Source organism: Flavobacterium gelidilacus DSM 15343 (assembly GCF_000422685.1).
Classification (GTDB): Bacteria; Bacteroidota; Bacteroidia; order Flavobacteriales; family Flavobacteriaceae; genus Flavobacterium; species Flavobacterium gelidilacus.
Map to the genome: position 1 here is coordinate 90,505 of NZ_AUGN01000010.1, position 19,925 is coordinate 110,429.

Here is a 19,925-nt window from a genome sequence, read left to right on the forward strand (position 1 = left end):
GGTGTTTTTCTTTAAAAAATATCATAAAATTGCTATTAATTTCCACCACCTAATGCTTTATAGAGCGTAATTACAGCATTAAGTTGTTTATACTTATTGTCAATATAGTTTATTTCAGTATTCAATGCGTTATCTTTTGCTGTTAGTACTTCAAGGTAATTTACCATTCCGTATTGTAACAATTCATCCGAATAATCAGCAGCTGTTTTTAAAGCTTCAACTTGTTTTTTTCTGATTACAAGTTTATTCGTTTCATTCTCATAATTAGCTAAAGCGTCTGAAACTTCTTTTCCGGCAACTAACAATGATTTCTCAAACTGTAAATAGGCTTTTTGTTGATTGGCTTTTGCGACTTCTAACCTTGTTTTATTTTGTCTTTGGTTAAAAATCGGCTGTGTTAATCCTGTAATAATACTTGCAAAAAGCGACTTTGTACTAAACCAATCTTTCAACTCTAAAGCTTGTAAACCTCCTGTTGCATTTAAAGTTAAAGAAGGATAAAAAGAACTTCTTGCTACATTTGTTAATTCAAAAGTATTTCTAAAATTCAATTCAGCAGCTACAACATCAGGCCTTTTACTTAATAAAAATGCAGGTAAACCTGTTTTGATTTCTGCCTCTATATTTTGATTTTCAAACAAACTTCTTTCAACTGTATTTGGGGCTTTTCCTAACAATTGATTGAAAGAGTTTTCTAAAACTTTGACGTTATATTTTAAATCTTCTAAAATAATTTGAGCAGCATATTGCTGTGCTTCTGTTTGTTTAACCGCAACTTCATTCACATTTCCGGCTTCTTTTAGCGCTTTTATTACCTCAACACTTGTGCTTCTGTTTTCTAAGGTAGCTGTAACTACATTAACTTGAGCATCCAAAGCTAATAATTGATAATATATTGAAGCTACATTAGCCACTAATTCGGTTTGAACTGCTTGACGAGCTACAGCTGATTCTAAAAACTTAGCAGCTGATGCCCTTTTATTACTTCTTATTTTACCCCAAATATCAGCTTCCCATGATAATTTTGCAGATAATTCGTATTGATCAATACTGCTAAATAAACGTCCAAACTGACTGTTCTGAGAAATTTCTTGATGTGTCCAAGTAGCATTTCCGTTTACGGTTGGAAAATAACCTGCTTTACCTTGTTTCATGGTAGCTTCTGCAGCAGCCATGTTTTGCAAGGCAATTTTCATATCTAAATTATTTTGAACAGCTTCATTTATATGATTTTGAAGCAATTCATCCGTAAAAATTTTATCCCAAGACATTTTTGCTAAAGATGTACTGTCAGCAATTTGTTCTGTTCGATATAAATTATCTGTATTTATTTGAGGCTTTTCATAATCTTTAGCTACAAAACACGATTGTACTACAAACATGGTGAACACTAAAAGACTTCCTTTGATTATATGTTGTTTTTTCATAATGTGTGCTTATAAATTTTCAGTATCTCCTTTAGTTGTTTCAATAGTCTTGGTACTTACTTTTTCTTGTAAAGTTTGGAAAATGATAAACAAAACCGGAATTACAAAAACTCCTAAAACGGTTCCTATCAACATTCCGCCAATTGCTCCAGTACCAATCGCTTTATTTCCAACTGCTCCAGCTCCTCTAGCTAACATTAATGGCATTAATCCAAGAATAAATGCAAATGAAGTCATCAAAATCGGTCGCAAACGAGCTGTTGCCCCTTGCAATGCCGCCTGAGTAATGCTCCAGCCTTTTCGTCTTGATTCAGCTGCAAACTCGACTATCAAAATGGCATTTTTGGCTAATAAACCAATAAGCATAATTAATGTAATTTGAAGATAAATATTATCACTAACATTAAAGAAATAAGCAAAAATATAAGCTCCTGCTAAACCTATTGGTAACGATAATAAAACTGCGAATGGCAACATATAACTTTCATATTGCGCTGCTAATAAGAAATATACAAAAATTAAACATAATAAGAATATATATAAAGTTTGACCACCAGCACTAATTTCTTCACGAGTCATACCAGAAAATTCATATCCATAACCAATGGGTAAACTTTCACTTGCTACTTCTTGGACCGCTTTAATTGCGTCACCAGTACTAAACCCCTCATTTGGAGCACCCGTTATTTTGACAGAAGTGAATAAGTTAAATCTATCAATAGCTTGTGGACCAAAAACCTTTTCTAAAGTTACGAATTGTGATATTGGAGCCATTTGTCCTTTATTATTCCTAACCATTACAGCATTAAGTGATTCTGGATCCGTTCTAAATTTTGGATCAGATTGATAAATGACACGATATTGCTTTCCAAATTTATTAAAGTTAGAAGCGTAAACTCCTCCATAATATCCTTGCATTGTTCCTAAAACATCCGTTACTGATAATCCAGAATTTTTAATTGCAGCAACATTTAAATCAATTCGATATTGTGGATAATTTGGAGAAAATGAAGTGGCTGCATATTTAACTTCTGGACGACTATTTAAAGCGGCTAAAAATTTATTATTTACTTCACTTAATTCTTTTATGGTTCCCCCTTTTTGATCTTGCAATTGAAATTCAAATCCATTTGTAAAACCAAATCCTACTAACGTTGGACGAGCAAAGAATAATACTTTTGCATCTTTAACAACCGCAGCACGTTTAAATAATTCTCCAACAACAGCTGTAATCTCTTGATTTGCATCAGGACGATCGGCCCAAGGTTTAAGTTTTACGATTACCATTCCGTAATTACTACCTGTTCCACTAATTAAACTCCTTCCAGAAATACGAAGTACTTCTTTAATTTCTGGAATATCTTTAACTTTATTTTCAATTTGTAATAATACTTCTTCTGTTCTTTCAAGAGAAGTTCCGGGAGGCAGAGACACATCAGATAAAATTGCTCCAGTGTCTTCACCCGGTACAAAGGCTTTTGGCGTAATGTTTAATAATAAAACGAATATACCTGCAAAAACTGCGATTCCTAAAAAGGCTACCCATTTACGTTTGATAAAAAATTCAACTGAATTTTTGTATTTAACAGTTGTTACTTCAAAAGCAACATTGAATGAAGCGTAAAAACGTTGTAAAAATCCTTTTTTCTTTTCTTCTTCATTATGTGGTTTTAAAAAGATGGCACATAATGCTGGGGAAAGTGTAAGTGCATTAATTGCAGATAATACAATTGCAACGGCTAATGTTAATCCAAATTGTTTGTAGAAAACTCCTGCAGAACCACTAATAAATGAAACTGGAATAAATACAGCTGACATTACAAGTGTAATTGAAATAATAGCACTACTGATATCATTCATAGCACTATGAGCTGCTTTTTTAGGATCTTTTTCTCCAGCTTCCATTTTAGCATGAACTGCTTCTACTACCACAATAGCATCATCCACCACGATTCCGACGGCAAGTACCAATGCAAACAATGTAAGTAAATTAATGGTAAAGCCGAATAAATTTAGGAAAAAGAATGTACCAATAATAGCAACTGGGACTGATATCGCTGGAATAAGCGTAGATCTCCAGTCCTGTAAAAAAACAAAAACTACCAAGAATACCAATAAGAACGCTTCAATTAAGGTATGAATTACTTTTGTAATGGACTCTTCTAAGAAGTCATTTGCGTTAATTAAAATAGCAAACTTTACTCCTTTAGGAAAATTAATAGATGAATTTTCTAATACTTTTAAAGAACCTTCTATAACTTCTTGTGCATTTGAACCTGCCGTTTGAGCAATTGCTATGGCTACTGATTTATTTCCGTTTGTAATTGCACTACTAGCGTAACTAACAGCTCCTAGTTCAATTCTTGCCACGTCTTTTAATCTAAGGACTTCTCCACTTTCCGTTGAGCGAATTACTATTTGTTCGAACTCTTCTGAGCTTTGTAATCTTCCTTTATATTTTAAAGCATATTGGAACGATTGATCACCACTTTCTCCTAATTGTCCGGGAGCTGCTTCGATATTTTGTTCAGCCAATAAAGCAGTAACATCTGAAGGAACAAGTCCATAAGAAGCCATTACATCTGGTTTTAACCAAATACGCATGGAGTAATCTCTTTGACTAAATATTACAGCATCACCAACACCAGCAACACGTTTAATTTTTGGCAAAATATTGATATTAGCATAATTTTGGAGAAAAGTATCATCATAGTCAGGGTTTTCACTATATAAAGAGAAAATTAAGATATTATCACTTTGTCTTTTCGATGTTGTTACACCAGCTTTAGTAACTTCTTGAGGCAATAATGGAGTAGCACGGGACACTCTATTTTGAACATTAACCGCTGCTAAATCAGGATTTGTACCCAACTTAAAGTAAATGTTAATAGATGCTGAACCGTCATTATTTGAAGTAGAAGTCATATAAGACATGTCTTCTACACCGTTAATTTGTTCCTCAAGGGGAATTACTACCGAATTCATTACAACTTCGGCACTTGCTCCTTGGTAATTTGCAGCTACTGTTACTGTTGGTGGTGCTATTTCTGGATATTGTGAAACTGGAAGTGCTATTAAACCCAAAACTCCCAATATTACGATGATAATAGAAATCACCGTTGACAAGACGGGTCTGTCAATAAATTTTGAAAACATAGTTTGTTAGTTTTTAATTATTTTTTTGGGTTGTCTAATTCTTTTAAGTCTATTACTTCTGGTTTTATTTGTGTTCCTTCTGTAATAATTCCGACACCTTCTACAAGAAACCTATCGTTTGTATTTAAACCTTTATCAACAACAAAGAATTTACCTCCTGGAACTGCTCTAACTTCAATAGGGACAAATTTTACTTTGTTTTCCTTGTCAACAATTAGGGCTATTCGCTTATCTTGTAATTCTATTGTTGCATTTTGTGGAATTAAAATCACATCTCTTAATTCAGTTGGAATTTGAATAATTCCACTTCCTCCAGAACGTAATAATCTATTCGGGTTTGGAAAACTTGCTCTTACATTGAAAGAACCTGTTTGAGAATTAGCTTGACCACTGAAAGTTTCTATTTTTCCAGATTCTTCATATGCTGAACCATTACTTAAAACTAAATTTACTGCAGGCATATTTCCAATTTTATCTTGAAAAGTTTTTCCTTCAGCATTCATCATGATGTCTAATTGTTCTTTTTCATTAACTGAAAAGTAAGCGTAAACTTTACTTATATCTGAAATTCTTGTTAAGGGTTCAGCTGTTTGACTACTTACATAACTTCCAATTCTAAGAGGCAATGTTCCAACTACTCCATTTACTGGACTTGTTATAGTAGCATAGTTTATTCTTGCTATTATACTTTGATAAGTACTTTTTGCACTAGATAGATTTGCCTTAGCTGTTGCCAACTGAACATCGCTGATGATTTTGCGATCAACAAGAGGTTTAAGCCTACTGACTTCAACTTGAGCAGCATCAACTTTTGCTTTTGCAGCTGCTGCGTCTTGAGTTGCTGTTTGTGTTTCTAATTTAAAAAGCAACTGTCCTTTCTTTACTTCTTGACCTTCATCAACGTAAATTTTTTCAATATAACCATCTACTTTTGGACGAATATCTATATCTGTTATACCTTCTAATTTTGTTGGATATTCTGATAATAAAATGGTGTTTTCTTTTGAAGCTTGAACAACTTTATAAGGCATTGGAGCACTTTCTTTTTTTTCGTCTTGCTTGTTGTTACAAGAAAGTAAACTTATTGTTAGTATTAAGCTGCTTAAAAAATATATCTTCTTTTTCATGGGTTAAAATTATTTGCTTTGTTGATTTTGGATTTCTATTTCTTTGAATTTATTTATTGAATTATTTAAAAGTTCTTCAACTTTAAGAATATGCTCTTTATAAGCATAACTGTTTTGAAGATTTACATTTTCTTGATTGCAAGAAATATTTTTTTCTCTATACTGAATAACCCGTTCAATTAATAGTTTTTCACTATCAATTAATGTTAAATAATTTTTTAAACGTTGGCTTAGTGGAGCAGCTTTAAAATATTTCTTTCTATCTCCAGAAAGAGTGAAATAATCAATTAAGTTCATTTTTTGTAATAAGTTCAAATTTGTAGATATTGAACTTTTGCTAGCTTGCAGTTTACCAACTAACTCTTCAAAAGTTAATCCTGATTTACAGCCGTCAATTATTAAAAAACCTAAGATTCTAGCTGCAAGTGGTGCAATATTGTATTGATGCTCGAAATGAATGCCAAACATTTCTATTAATTCTTGCTTTTCTTCATGCATTGTAAAATATTTCTGCAAAGGTAATTTTGGTTCACAAAACACCGAACTAAACGAACATAAATTTTTGTTAAACTTTAGAGCAAAAAAAAATCAGCTTTCGCTGATTTTTATTCTTTTATAATTTCGATATTAACTCGTATATGACCTCCGTATTTATCCGGAGCTATTTGCATGAAAGCCCTTTTAGACAGGTCTATATGTCTTCCTTTTACAAATGGACCTCTATCTGTAACAGTTACTATAACAGATTTACCTGTTTTTATTGAAGTAACTTTTAACCTAGTCCCAAATGGAAGCGTTTTGTGCGCACAAGTAAGTTTATTATTGTCAAAAATTGCTCCGCTAGCCGTTTTTCTTCCGGTAAACCTGTCTGCATAATAGGATGCGTGAGCATTTTCTCTATGCATTACAACTGCAAAATCTATTGTATCGACTACAATTGTATCAACAACTTTAATTGTATCGTACGGAGAAACTCTTTTATTTAATTTAATAAACTTATTGGTTGAATTAGTCAAGCTAAACAAAGCAATAAACGATACAAAAACCCCAATTAATATATTATTTTTCATAATAAAAGTTTTAAGCAACCATTAAAAATGAAGCTTGTTATGTAGGTTAAGATTTTTGTATGAGCTATTCAATAACTATGCCATCCAACTAGACCAAGGTAATCTTGATAAGATTAATATCAACCCTAAAGTGTAAAATACAGCTATTTTTTTAAATTTTCCGTTTTGACTTTCTTGTTTTTTATGTTTTGACCAACCTATTGTAATTAAAGCTATTGCGATAATATTAATTAGTGGATGTTCTAACATAGTCAGTCTTAATTCAGGATTTTTCATAGCTCCTTCAATTTCAAAAGCTTTGAATCCTTTTTCAGAAACAAAATAAAGAATCAACCCAATCAATAATTGTATATGGCTAAATATTAAAGCAAAAAGTGATAATCTTAAGTCTTTTGTAGTAAATAACTTTTTATTTGATAACCCATAAATTGCATTGATAACCGCTAGTAATAATACTGCTAAAGCTATGTAAGCTAAAGTAGAATGTAAGGATTGAAGAGTTTGATACATAATTAGTTTGTTTTAAGATTAAAACAAATATAGTAAAAAAATAAAACCCTTTTAACATTTCTGTCAAAAGGGCATTTATTGTAATTAAAAGTATCTAAAAAAAGTTTAGAAATTATACTTGATAGAAACATTCCAAGTTCTTCCTAAACCAAAGAAAGCACTATTTTTAACATTAATTCCTTTGTATGAAGGATCAGTATCATTAGCTGGAAAAATACCATTAACATTTCCAGAAGAAAAAGATTGAGTAATTTCAGATAAATAAACTTCGTTAAAAACATTATTCATGTTAATTCTAAAATCAATCGAATTTTTGTTGTTTTCTCCTACTAACATTCTGTAAGAGATTCCGGCATCAACTAAATCATAACTTGGTAATTCTATATTTTCTTTATTTGCAGCTACGTTTGCATATAAATTATCATAGTTTCTCCAATCTGCATCTATAGAGAAGTTTTTTACAATTTTATATTTAACACCTAATCCCAAAGTTGTTTGAGCAGCGTCTCCTACTTTACCACCATCGATGTCAGTATTAGTCTGTTCTAAAAGGTTTTGATTTTCATCAAATTTTCTTTGAACAGCATTTCCTTTATATTGCCAGTTTCCAACAGAAGCAAAACCTTTAATATCTAAAGACTCTAGAGGTCTGAAAACAAAATCAAGCTCAACACCAGAGTGAAGTTGTTCATCATTTTGACTTGATGTATACACTAAATCTCCTGTATTTAAATCTGTTGTTCCTATCGTTGTAGCAGCTGTTAAAACTCCAGAAGTAGAAGTTACTCTATTTTTCCAAGAAGTTCTATATAAGTTTAAATTAGCACTAAAGTATCTAGATTTGAATCCGTAACCTGCTTCGAAACCTAGTACATCTTCATTTGAAGTTAAAGGGTTTAATGCATTTGTGAAATTTAAATAAATATTGTCGTGGTAAGGTTGACGAGAGTATAAGCCTGCATTAGCATAAAATGAATGTTGTTCAGCAACAACATAACTAGTTCCACCTTTTACATTATAACCAATATTGCTTACTTTTTTTGAATCACTAAATTCTGGTAAATAATCATAATAATCAAATCTTTGGTGTGATTGGTTTGAAAGAGAACCTTGGAAGAATGCTGAAAAATTATCTTTAGCATATTCTAATTGTCCGAATAATCCACCATAAGAAATAGTTTCACTATAATTGTAATCTATTTTTTGATTATCTGCAGCAGTATTGAAAAATGAAGACCAAGGATTAGTTGAAAATCCTTCATTAACAGTATTAGAAGCTACAGTTGAAGTTGGTAAATCTGTATTATCTCTTAAATTTCTACTTTCATTCCATCCATTTAATCCCAAATAACTACTAACTTGTCTGTAGTGGTCTCCATTATAAGTTCTTAAATCAATACCTAAGTTTAAAGATAAGTTATCACTAAGCTCTTTTTTCAAATTAGTAACCATACCATACCATGCATGATTATTCATTGAAGAACGAACAACATAATTTCTTGGTGTATTAGAAAAATTCCCTATTCCACCTGGTGCTGTTTGGTTATTAGCATAAATAGCATCAAAATCAATGTTACCTGTTGAAGTTCTAACACTTCTCCCGTAACCTCCTGTTCCTCCTCCACGTCCCCATGAAGCATATAATACTGTAGACAATGAAGTTTTATCGTTTATTTCATAATCCCAGTTTAAATTAGCAACAGGTTTGTGGTAAAAATTTCTTCTTTCTGTTCTATAAACACCATTTAAAGTTCCCCAATTGTTGTTATATCTTCTTCCGTACTCTAAATATGTACTTATTGCCTTTGTAAAATTTTGATCGTGATATTGAGGAGCACCTGTTAACAAGAAATTAAAACTATGCTTCTCATTTGCTTTATAGCCAAAAGAGATAAAGTAGTTTTGACCTTGACCCTCAGTACCATCATTATAACCATCTCCTTGCCAATGAGATAGCATAACACTAGCTCCAAAACCATTTTCCATTATACCAGTATTATAACCAGCAGTAGATTTGAAATATTGATTATTAGCAACACCAAATGAAGTAAAACCACCTTCTTTTTTATCAGTTGCTTTAGTTACGAAGTTAACTGTTCCTCCTACTGAAGAAATTGCTAATTTTGAAGAACCTAGTCCCCTTTGAATTTGAATAACATTTGCAATATCAGCCATTCCTGACCAGTTTGACCAGTACATTTTACCATCTTCCATTCCATTAATTGGTTGTCCATTTAATAAAAATGCTGTGTTGTCTTGTTGAAAACCACGAACTGTAATTCTTGAATCTCCGTAACCTCCTGATTGACCTGCGACATAAACTGAAGGTGTGTTAACAAGAAGTTGAGTTACATCAGCAGTTCCAATTTTTGCTTGAATTTCTGCAGCTTTGATAGTAGAAACAGCGATTGGTGTTTTTCTATCGGCAGCTAAGTCAATAATACCTTTACCAACTAAAACTACTTCAGTTAATTGATTAGCATCAGGATTTAACTGAATACTTCCTAAATCAATTGATTTTGTAGCAGCATTGAAAGAAACTGATTTAGTTTCAAAACCTAAGAAAGAAACCACTAGAGTTCCTGAAGTTTCTGTAGTTGTTAATTCAAACTTTCCGTCTAAATCTGTAGTCGTACCAACTTGTGTGCCTTTAACAAATACATTCGCTCCTGCTAATGATTCATTAAATTCACCATCCATAATAATTCCCGTAATTTTTGTTTGAGCGAATAACGAAGATGCCGAAAGCATTGTTATCAAAATTAGACAAACATTAGTAAAATTTTTCATTAAGATTGTTTTTTAAATATTTTTACAAAAATAAATTCAAAAATCAATTCTAATGTTAACAAAAGATTAACAATTCAAGCAAACCATTAATTATGCTTTATGAAAGAATTTAACAAGTTTTTTGTTGAACTATCATGTGTTTTTATGGATTTGGTATTAATTTCTTCTAAAATTGAATTAGCTAATTGCTTGCCTAATTCAACCCCCCATTGATCATAGCTAAAAATATTCCAAATAATACCTTGAACAAATATTTTGTGTTCGTATAAAGCAATTAAAGAACCTAAAGATTCTGGCGTAAGTTTGTTTATCAACAGTGTATTTGTTGGTTTGTTTCCTCTAAAAACTTTATATGGTAATAAAAATTTAGCTTTGTCTTCTGTAATTCCTTGTTTAACGAATTCTTCTTTTACTTGACTTTCAGATTTTCCCATTAGCAAAGCTTCTGTTTGAGCAAAGAAGTTTGACATTAATTTGGCGTGATGGTCTTTATTTCCATAAAGTGATTCTTTGTAACCAATAAAGTCTGTTGGAATTAACTTTGTTCCTTGATGAATTAATTGAAAAAAAGCGTGTTGAGAATTTGTTCCAGGTTCACCCCAAATAATTGTTCCTGTTTGATAGTTTACTGGATTTCCATCTCTTCCTATGCTTTTACCATTGCTTTCCATAATTCCTTGTTGTAAGTATGGAGCTAGTTTTTGTAAATATTGAGTATAAGGTATTAAAGCTTCTGTTTCTGCACCAAAAAAGTTGTTATACCAAACACTTATTAAGGCTAAAACAACTGGAATATTATTTTCAAAAGAAGTTTCTTTAAAATGAGTATCCATTTTATTTGCTCCTTTTAATAAAGCGTTGAAATTATCATATCCTACTGACAAACTAATTGACAAACCAACTGCCGACCAAAGTGAAAATCTTCCTCCAACCCAATCCCACATTGGAAAAATGTTTTCTGGATTAATTCCAAAAGCGGTTACTTTTTCAATATTTGTAGAAACGGCAACAAAATGTTTAGCTACGTCTTCTTGTTTTGCCGATTTTAAAAACCATTCTCTAATAGTTTCAGCATTTGAAAGCGTTTCTTGTGTTGTAAATGTTTTAGAAACAATTACGAATAAAGTTGTTTCTGGATTTAGTTTTTTGATGATTTCGTTTACGTGATCACCATCAACATTAGAAACAAAATGAACATTTAAGTGATTACTATAAAATTGTAATGCTTCAACAACCATTGCTGGTCCAAGATCTGAACCACCAATTCCTATATTTACAACATCGGTAAATGCTTTGTTTGTATATCCTTTTCTGTTTCCTGAAATAATTTCATTTGAAAAGTTTTTAACCTTCTCTTTCACTTCAAATATTTCTGGAATTATATTATTTCCATCTACTAGAACTGTATCATTTTTATTAGCTCTTAAAGCTGTATGAAGCACCGCTCTATCTTCTGTTTGATTTATGTTTTCACCTGAAAAATAGGATTGGATTGCTTGTTTTAGTCCAACTTCATTTGCCAATTCTAACAATAAATCTAATGTTTCATTTGTTATGTTGTTTTTTGAATAATCAACCAAAAAATCTTCCCATTGAATATGAAATTTTTCGGCTCTTTGAGCATCATTAGCAAACATTTCTTTGATAGAATTGTTTTGCATTTCATAATAATGCTCTCTTAGTTTAATCCAAGCTTCAGTAGTTGACGGATTTGTATCTTGCAATGCCATAATTATTCTTTTTCTTTAAACTTCAATGCCGTTACACTGTCTAATTCTTTTTTTAGAGGTGTAATTATTGACATGTATTTTACTTTTTCTTTTTTATCCATCGGTTCAGAATTAGGTAAATTTAATCGTAATGGATCCACTTGAACGCCGTTTTTCCAAAAACGATAACAGACGTGTGGACCAGTTGCTAAACCTGTACTTCCAACTTTTCCAATTACTTGACCTTGCGAAACACGTTGTCCATTTTTTACTAAAATTTTAGACATGTGTAAATATTGTGTAGAATAGGTTGGTGTATGTTTTACTTTTACGTAATTTCCGTTTCCTGCTGTGTACCCTGTTCGCTCAACGACTCCAGAAGCTGTCGTTTTAATTGGCGTTCCATGTGGTGCTGCATAATCTGTTCCGTTATGTGCCTTCCATCTTTGTTGCACAGGATGAAAACGTCTTCCAGAAAATTTTGAAGAAATTCTAAAGAAATCTAAAGGCGCTTTTAGGAACATATTTTTAAGTCCCTTTCCTTCTTCATCATAATAATCCGGATATTTTTGATTTTCTGATATTCTATAAGGAAATGCATAGATTTTTTTTCCTTTATATTCAAAATAAGAAGCTTCTACATCTACAACTCCATCATAAATTGAGTCTTCAATAAAACGTTCGTTAATAGTTATTGCAAACTTATCTCCTTTTTGAATTTTAAAGAAATCTATAGAATATTCAAATATCTTAGCCAAATTGGAAGCAACTCCAGCACTAACTCCTTCTTTACTTAAAGTTTCTGACAATGAACCTTCAATTTCAGCGGCAATGGTTCTTCTTTTAATAGTTGATGGTCTAACTTTTTCATGAACAACTACTGTTGAATCTCTAAAATCTACAACCAAATAACTTGTTCTGTTTTTGACGTAAACAAAATATTCTAAATTCTTGTTATTCTTTTTATCTAAAAAAAGATAATAAGGCTTTCCAGCCTTTATAGAACGAAGATTAAATGAATCTCTAATTTTTTCAGTTACTTGAAAAGTAGAATTATTATTTAAATCGTAACCATCTAAAATTGTACTGAATGTATCACCTGATTTTAAAGTATCAATTTTGACCTTATAATCGTTAAAAATAATATCAAAATCTTTGATAATTGGCTCTAGTTTTTCAACTGGTTTTTTTACTTGTTGAGTTTCTTCTTTTTTACAAGAGAATAAAGTTAAAGTTAAAAGTGTATATAATAAGTATTTCAAATCTTTTATGTTATCAGGTTATTCACCCCAAGTTGCTAATTCATCTTCAGTCCATAATTCTGGGAAAAATATCCTTCGTTGGTATTTTGGATGCATGTATTTTTGCCAATCACTACCACCAGTTGCTTCACCACCACCAATATATTTTTTAGCAGCATTTAGATGTCCCATAACCCAAGTAATATTAACCGTTTTGTCTAAATGACGCATTGCTTGTATTAACCCTGGATTTTTTTGATCGTTTATTGGTAAGTGTTTGAATTTTTGCCAAATATTTATTGTGTTGTATTCTTCCATATGGCGAAGAAATTCAGCTTTATATTTGCGTTCAAATTCTAAAATAAGAAATGATTTTTTACCTGTAGTGTGATCTTTTCCTGCTGCTTGCCAATATAAATGTTCAAAAGCATGTTCAAATGGCGTATTTCTATCAATTGTAGCTCTAAATCGATGATCAATAAGGTTTATTAAATCTGTTGAAGCAAATTCAATTAATCTGTATTGCGCGCTTTGAAAACCACTTGCTGGAGTTAAAGTGTTTCTGAATTTCATATACTGACCTACTTCCATTCCATCACCCATAATATCAAATGATGTAGTAAGCATATCAAAATAACGCGAAATTCGCATTAATCTTTCCGTAAAGAAATCGGTTTGAGGTTTTTCAGCATGACACAATTGGTGCATTTCCCAAAGTATCATTTTAAACAACAACTCATTTACCTGATGATACATAATGAAGACCATTTCATCAGGCAAAGTTGTTCTTTGTGTTTGAAGATTTAGAAGTGCGTCTGTTTGGATATAATCCCAATAAGTTATTGGTTTTGACCAAAGAAGACCTTCTAAATGCGTTTCTGTTTTTTGATCTATTTTTTGAAACTTTTCATCTAAAAGTTGAATTTTTTTTTCAATTTCTGGATTTATTTCCATTTATGTTATTTTTTGACTTTAAACGTATGTTTTAGTCCTTTGTATTCGTAAAGATCGGCTTTTATTGAACCAACAGCTAAACTAGCTTTAATTCGAACAGGGATTTTGTTTTCATCGTCTGAAACCCAGATAGTTAAACTTTCCTCTTCTTTAAAAACTCGACCTGCCTGAACTAAAGGTCTAAATACCATACAAGAAACTTCTCCAAATTTAGTACTTATATCTTCTTTTCCAATATATTTTAGCTTAAACTTTGTTGTTTCGTCGTCAAAAAACATATCTATTGAGATTGATTCACCTTCTTTAAGTTTGTCAATATCTTGATGATTTCTCAAATAATAAAATGAAGAAACAATATCCTGCACATTTTCTGGAACTTTAAATGTTTTTTCTGTGTTGTTTTTATAGTCTTTTATAAAAACTGAATTGTTGTTTTGATTAAAAAATCCTTCTTGGTATTTTTTATATCCTCCTTCATCAATTTTTCTTAGAAACTGGTACGGTTTACCTGTTTCTTTATCAAAAAAACTTTGATAATCATCACTTACTTTAAAGAAAGCTTTTGTAAGTCCGGTTGTATACCCTTTCCCAACTACATGATGCACTTTTTTATTATTTCTGGTAGCTTCTTTAATTTCTAAAGTCGCATAACCAGCTGTAACTAAGCCGTAATGAATCCTTAGCTTAAAATATTCACCCGTTGTAAAAGAGTCTTCTTTTTGAGTAAATGAATTTGTAAATATGAATACGAGGGTTAATAAAATAAATTTTTTCATGACATTTGTTTTTCTTTTACATAGAAAATGCAATTTCTGTACCAAACTTACAAAACAAAAAAACGCAGTCCAAAAAAGTACTGCGTTTTTATGCTATTAACCAACCAAAAAACTATAAATTATGAAAACTTATATAAAAATTAAGAGAAAACCACTTCCCTCATTTTTGCGAGTGCAAAGGTAAGTGTTTTTTGAATTATCTCTAATCTTTTTTCAACTTTAACACATTCTATTAAACTTTCATTATAGATATTGGTTTTTTTTTGATAATGTGAAAAAATAACGTGTTTTTATAGTGTTCCTCTCAATGCTTGTTCTCTCTCAATTGACTCAAAAAGCGCTTTAAAGTTTCCTGCACCAAATCCTTTTGCACCCATTCGTTGAATTATTTCAAAGAATAAAGTTGGTCTATCTTCAATTGGTTTTGTGAAAATTTGCAACAAATAGCCTTCTTCATCTGCATCAATCATTATTCCAAGACTCATCAACTTATCGATATCTTCTTGAAGTTTATGATTGTGTTTCTCCAAACGCAACGGAACATCATCATAATAAGTTTGAGGTGGTGTACTCAAGAATTCTATTCCTCTCGAACGCATATCAGCAACAGTTGTTAAAATATCATCGGTAGCAACTGCAATATGTTGAACTCCTGAACCCTCGTAGAAATCTAAATATTCTTCAATTTGTGATTTTTTCTTTCCTTCTGCTGGTTCGTTGATTGGAAATTTGATTCTACCATTACCATTAGACATTACCTTAGACATTAAAGCTGAATACTCTGTAGTAATTTGTTTGTCATCAAATGAAAGGAAATTTACAAATCCCATTACATCTTCATACCATTTAACCCAAGTGTTCATTTCGTTCCATCCTACATTTCCAACCATGTGGTCAATATATTTTAGACCCGTTGGTTTTGGATTATAATCTGATTCCCATTTTTTGTAACCTGGTAAAAATTCACCCTTATAGTTTTTGCGTTCTACAAACATATGAATCGTTTCGCCATAAGTGTAAATTCCGGCACGAACTACTTCACCATTTTCGTCCTTTTCAACGGTTGGTTCCATATATGATTTTGCACCTCTTTTCATGGTTTCTTCATAAGCTGAACGAGCATCTTCTACCCAAAGGGCAACAATTTTAACACCATCACCATGTTTTTTTACGTGTTCTCCAATTAGGGAATCACTTTTTAAAGCAGTAGTTAAAACTAAACGGATTTTGTCTTGTTTTAATACGTATGAAGCTCTATCTCTAACACCAGTTTCTAATCCAGCGTAAGCATGTGATTGAAATCCAAAAGCTGTTTTGTAGAAATGGGCTGCTTGTTTTGCATTACCTACATAAAACTCTACATAATCTGTTCCCATTAAAGGAAGGAAATCTTGTGCTCCTTCAAATATTTTTTCTAAACCGTAGTTTACTGATTTTACTTCTTTACTCATTATTTTAGTATTAAGGTGAAAGCATTAAGACTATTTATTGTCTAATGTTATTCTTTCGAAATTCTATTATATTTTAAATTTGAAAAGTGTTTTCTCTTTTCTCTCTGTTTTTTATTCTTTTATTTATCTAACCACGATTGAAAATACGTTTCATCTGCAATCTTCATAGCTTCTTCTGTGACCATTAACGGTTTAAAAGTGTCTACCATAACGGCTAATTCTTTTGTTTCCGTTTTCCCGATACTTCTTTCTGTTGCACCTGGATGTGGTCCGTGTGGAATTCCAGCAGGATGAAGGGAAATATTTCCGGGTTCGACATCATTTCTGCTCATAAAATCACCATCAACATAATATAGCACTTCATCAGAATCTATATTACTATGATTGTACGGTGCAGGAATAGAATCTGGATGATAATCGTATAATCTTGGTACAAAAGAACAAATCACAAAAGCATCGGTTTCAAAAGTTTGATGAACTGGTGGTGGTTGATGTATTCTTCCGGTAATAGGTTCGAAATCGTGAATAGAGAAAGCATAAGGGTAATTATATCCATCGTAGCCTACAACATCAAAAGGATGAGAAGCATAAACCATTTCTATAATTTCATCTTTCTTTTTTACTTTTATAACAAATTCACCTGATTCATTATTAGTTTCTAATTCATATGGACGACGAATATCTCTTTCACAAAAAGGAGAATGTTCTAAAAGTTGTCCAAACCAGTTTCTATAACGTTTTGGGGTATAAATTGGTCTACGAGATTCGACAATAAAATGGCGATTATCTTCTGTATCAAAATCCATTTTATAGATAATTCCTCTTGGGATAATTAAATAATCACCGTATTTGAAATCTATATTTCCATAAATAGTTCTGAGTTTTCCAGATCCCTTATGAATAAAAATCATTTCATCTGAATCGGTATTTTTATAGAAATATTCTGTGGTTTTATTTTGTGGTGCAGAAAGTACAATATGGCAATCTGAATTAGTAAGCACAATTTTTCTACTTTCTAGGAAATCTTTTTCTGGACTTACTTGAAAACCTTTTAATTTGTAGGATTGAATATTGTTTTCTTTGGCAATTTTTGGTGCAACGCTATATTGTTTTTTAATTTCTTTTACTTGCGTTGGTCTTTGTTCGTGATAGGAGTTTGTTGACATTCCATCAAATCCTACTGTTCCAAATAACTGTTCATAATATAAATCGCCATTTGGTTTGCGAAATTGTGTATGACGTTTAGGTGGAATTTTTCCTAAGGTGTGATATAGTGGCATTTTCTTTTTGTTTAAAAGTTTAAAAGCTTAAAAGTTTGGTTATCCATAACTTTAGTGAACAATCAAAAAGAATTTACTTCATTCAGGATTTCTCTTGATGAGGAATTTTAAGTGTGCTAATAAGTTGTCCCATTTTTTCATTACTACAAATATCGGAAAAAATAATTGATTTTATTTAAAACCAGTACCCAATACTAAACCAAGTATAATGATCTCTTGTCTCGGGTGACCAAGAATGTTTAATTTCTATAGGTCCAATTAACGAATCATAACCATACCCAAAGGCATAACCAGAGTGTTTTGGATGAGAAAACCAGTCTGTAGATTCAAAAATTCTATCCCCAACATTAGCATAATTAGCAGTGAAGTTAAGATAGTTTTTATTAAACAACTCATATTCAAACATTACCGAGCCTTTTATATAACTACTTCCTGATAAACTTAGATAATCATATCCCACAAAGTGTTGGAAATTATTAATTTTATTGTATCCGTAACCGCCCAAAATAAAATCAAAATAAGGAATAGTTCTTTCCCCTATAATAGAACCTAATTCTGATTGTAGTTTAACCGATATTTTTTTGTAAAATGTTTTTACTATACCTATATCTCCTTTTAAAGTTGAAAAACGTTGGAAGTTATTATTGAAATTTGAAGAAAACAAATATGATTTTATTTCTCCATTTATGTACCAACCAGATTTTGGAAAATATTTTTTATCAAAACTATCATATTTTATATTTCCAAACACTGAAAAATAATCACTCTTATCAAAAACGGGGGTAACATTTTGTAAGGTTGGTGATTGAATCTTCAAATGCTTTAATTCTACTCCAGTTCCAATTAAAAACAACTTACTAAAGATTGTTTCTACAAAAATTTGATTTGAAAAATCAGAAAAATCTATATTAATCGAATTAATATCCAAGTTTGTTAGAGTAGTTCCATCATTAAAATCGTTCTGTATGTTTTTATTAAATGTGTTTAATCTTGAATTAATTCCAAAACTCCAATAAAAACCATTATCAATATAATAATCAAAATTATATCTAAAATTATCTCCAAGCGCAATATCTAAAGAAGCTACATCATTTTTAGAAAGTAATTTTTTTTGAGTAAGATTGACTAATAATGCACTTTTGTATAAATCATCATAATGCAATCCGAATTTGATAAATGTATTTATTTGATTTTCTTTTAAACTAAATGTTAAATTGTTTTTGTCGTCAAAACTGTATAATATTGATCCAAAATTATCTGTAGCATTTAGTCCATTTATCCCTTTTTCAAATTTTTTAAAAGTAATTTTATTGTTTTGTTTGAAATTTAGCTTACCGAGAACATAGGCTCTTGTGTAATTATTAAGACTATTAATACTAAGATTTTTTATAGTAATTGAATCATTAACTTCAATTTTTTCTTTCTGAATGTTATTTTTGGATTGAAGTTTAACTAATTTCTCTGTTTGATTTACCGCTGCTTCTTTACCTTTTTTAATAATTTCCTCACTTTTGTCAAAAGATAGAACAGACATGCCTTTTATATCTGGTTTAATATAAACATCGGTTAAAAGTATTTTATTGTGCATTTTTTCAATAGTATTAAAGTTTGAAATTTGCATTAAAACACTTGTTACGCTTTGTAATTCTAATCTGTCTTTTAAACCCTCTTGAACATCAACACCAATTATTATATTGGCACCCAATTTTCTAAGTTCTTCTACAGGATAGTTGTTTTTAACACCCCCATCAACTAGCAATTTGCCATCAAGTTCTACTGGATTATAAAGTGTAGGCAAAGCTCCACTAGCTATCATAGCCTCAGATAAAGTGCCTTTTTTTAATAAAACTTCATCTCCAGTTTCAATATCTGTTGCTACACAAAAAAAAGGAATAGGTAATTTACTAAAATCTTTTATATCTCTTACATGATAAGTTAATTGTGATAAAGTATTAAAATTATACATTCCTTTGGACAAACCTCTTGGAGAAGAAATCTTAAAATTTTTAAAAGGCAAGGTCAAAATATACAACTCATCGTTCTTTTTTTGATTAAATCCTTTAGAACTTCTTGGCACGAAATCTTGAATCAACTTTTCAACGTCCATTTGAGAGAAAGCATATTCAATTTCTTTTCCAGAATAACCAGAAGCATATAATCCTCCAATTATTGCGCCCATGCTTGTTCCACCAATATAATCAATTTTAATGTTGAGAGAATCTATAACTTTTAAAACACCAATATGAGCCAATCCTTTAGCTCCACCACCAGAAAGTACTAATCCGATTTTTGGTTTTTTTATAGAATCTTGAGCATTGGTTGAAGAAGAAAAGAGAAGAAAGAAGAAAGAAAAGAGAAATATAAAAGCATAAGATTTCAAGAGAAGTTTATTCTCTTTTTTCTTTACTCTTATTTCTATGTTGTTAATTTTCAA

Annotated in this window: 14 protein-coding genes; all 14 read right to left on the bottom strand. The window is 31.0% G+C overall.

The window, feature by feature from the left end:
* Positions 1–35: 35 nt before the first annotated feature.
* Entirely contained in the window at positions 36–1,427 is a 1,392-nt protein-coding gene (locus tag G507_RS0106120) for a TolC family protein (protein WP_026716668.1), read from the bottom strand.
* A gap of 9 nt (positions 1,428–1,436) precedes the next feature.
* Positions 1,437–4,583 carry an efflux RND transporter permease subunit gene (locus G507_RS0106125; protein WP_026716669.1) on the bottom strand — a complete coding sequence of 1,049 codons (3,147 nt, stop codon included), beginning with the start codon at positions 4,581–4,583 and terminating at the stop codon, positions 1,437–1,439.
* Between the two features lie 17 nt (positions 4,584–4,600).
* Complete coding sequence (locus G507_RS0106130) at positions 4,601–5,710, bottom strand: efflux RND transporter periplasmic adaptor subunit (RefSeq protein ID WP_026716670.1); 1,110 nt, start codon at positions 5,708–5,710, stop codon at positions 4,601–4,603.
* Between the two features lie 9 nt (positions 5,711–5,719).
* Positions 5,720–6,208, bottom strand: coding sequence for a GbsR/MarR family transcriptional regulator (locus G507_RS0106135; protein WP_035665731.1), 489 nt, complete (start codon positions 6,206–6,208; stop codon positions 5,720–5,722).
* Between the two features lie 107 nt (positions 6,209–6,315).
* Positions 6,316–6,780: a septal ring lytic transglycosylase RlpA family protein gene (locus G507_RS0106140; protein ID WP_026716672.1), complete on the bottom strand. Its 465-nt coding sequence runs from the start codon at positions 6,778–6,780 to the stop codon at positions 6,316–6,318.
* A gap of 75 nt (positions 6,781–6,855) precedes the next feature.
* A complete protein-coding gene (locus G507_RS0106145) occupies positions 6,856–7,290 on the bottom strand; it encodes a hypothetical protein (protein WP_026716673.1) in 435 nt (144 codons plus the stop codon).
* A 105-nt stretch (positions 7,291–7,395) separates the two neighbouring features.
* Positions 7,396–10,080, bottom strand: a complete 2,685-nt coding sequence (locus G507_RS0106150; protein ID WP_026716674.1) for a TonB-dependent receptor — start codon at positions 10,078–10,080, stop codon at positions 7,396–7,398.
* An 86-nt stretch (positions 10,081–10,166) separates the two neighbouring features.
* Positions 10,167–11,810: a glucose-6-phosphate isomerase gene (gene pgi, locus G507_RS0106155; RefSeq protein ID WP_026716675.1), complete on the bottom strand. Its 1,644-nt coding sequence runs from the start codon at positions 11,808–11,810 to the stop codon at positions 10,167–10,169.
* Positions 11,811–11,812: 2 nt separating this feature from the next.
* The gene (locus tag G507_RS0106160) at positions 11,813–13,051 is read right to left on the bottom strand and encodes a M23 family metallopeptidase (protein WP_026716676.1); all 1,239 of its coding nucleotides are present in this window, start codon (positions 13,049–13,051) and stop codon (positions 11,813–11,815) included.
* A gap of 18 nt (positions 13,052–13,069) precedes the next feature.
* On the bottom strand, positions 13,070–13,984 hold the full coding sequence (locus G507_RS0106165) for a tryptophan 2,3-dioxygenase family protein (protein WP_026716677.1): 915 nt from the start codon (positions 13,982–13,984) through the stop codon (positions 13,070–13,072).
* Positions 13,985–13,989: 5 nt separating this feature from the next.
* Positions 13,990–14,760, bottom strand: coding sequence for a DUF3108 domain-containing protein (locus tag G507_RS0106170; protein ID WP_026716678.1), 771 nt, complete (start codon positions 14,758–14,760; stop codon positions 13,990–13,992).
* A gap of 290 nt (positions 14,761–15,050) precedes the next feature.
* Positions 15,051–16,211 carry a 4-hydroxyphenylpyruvate dioxygenase gene (gene hppD, locus G507_RS0106175; protein WP_026716679.1) on the bottom strand — a complete coding sequence of 387 codons (1,161 nt, stop codon included), beginning with the start codon at positions 16,209–16,211 and terminating at the stop codon, positions 15,051–15,053.
* A 119-nt stretch (positions 16,212–16,330) separates the two neighbouring features.
* The gene (locus tag G507_RS0106180; protein ID WP_026716680.1) at positions 16,331–17,491 is read right to left on the bottom strand and encodes a homogentisate 1,2-dioxygenase; all 1,161 of its coding nucleotides are present in this window, start codon (positions 17,489–17,491) and stop codon (positions 16,331–16,333) included.
* 175 nt (positions 17,492–17,666) lie between these two features.
* On the bottom strand, positions 17,667–19,925 hold the full coding sequence (locus tag G507_RS0106185; protein ID WP_245575600.1) for a patatin-like phospholipase family protein: 2,259 nt from the start codon (positions 19,923–19,925) through the stop codon (positions 17,667–17,669).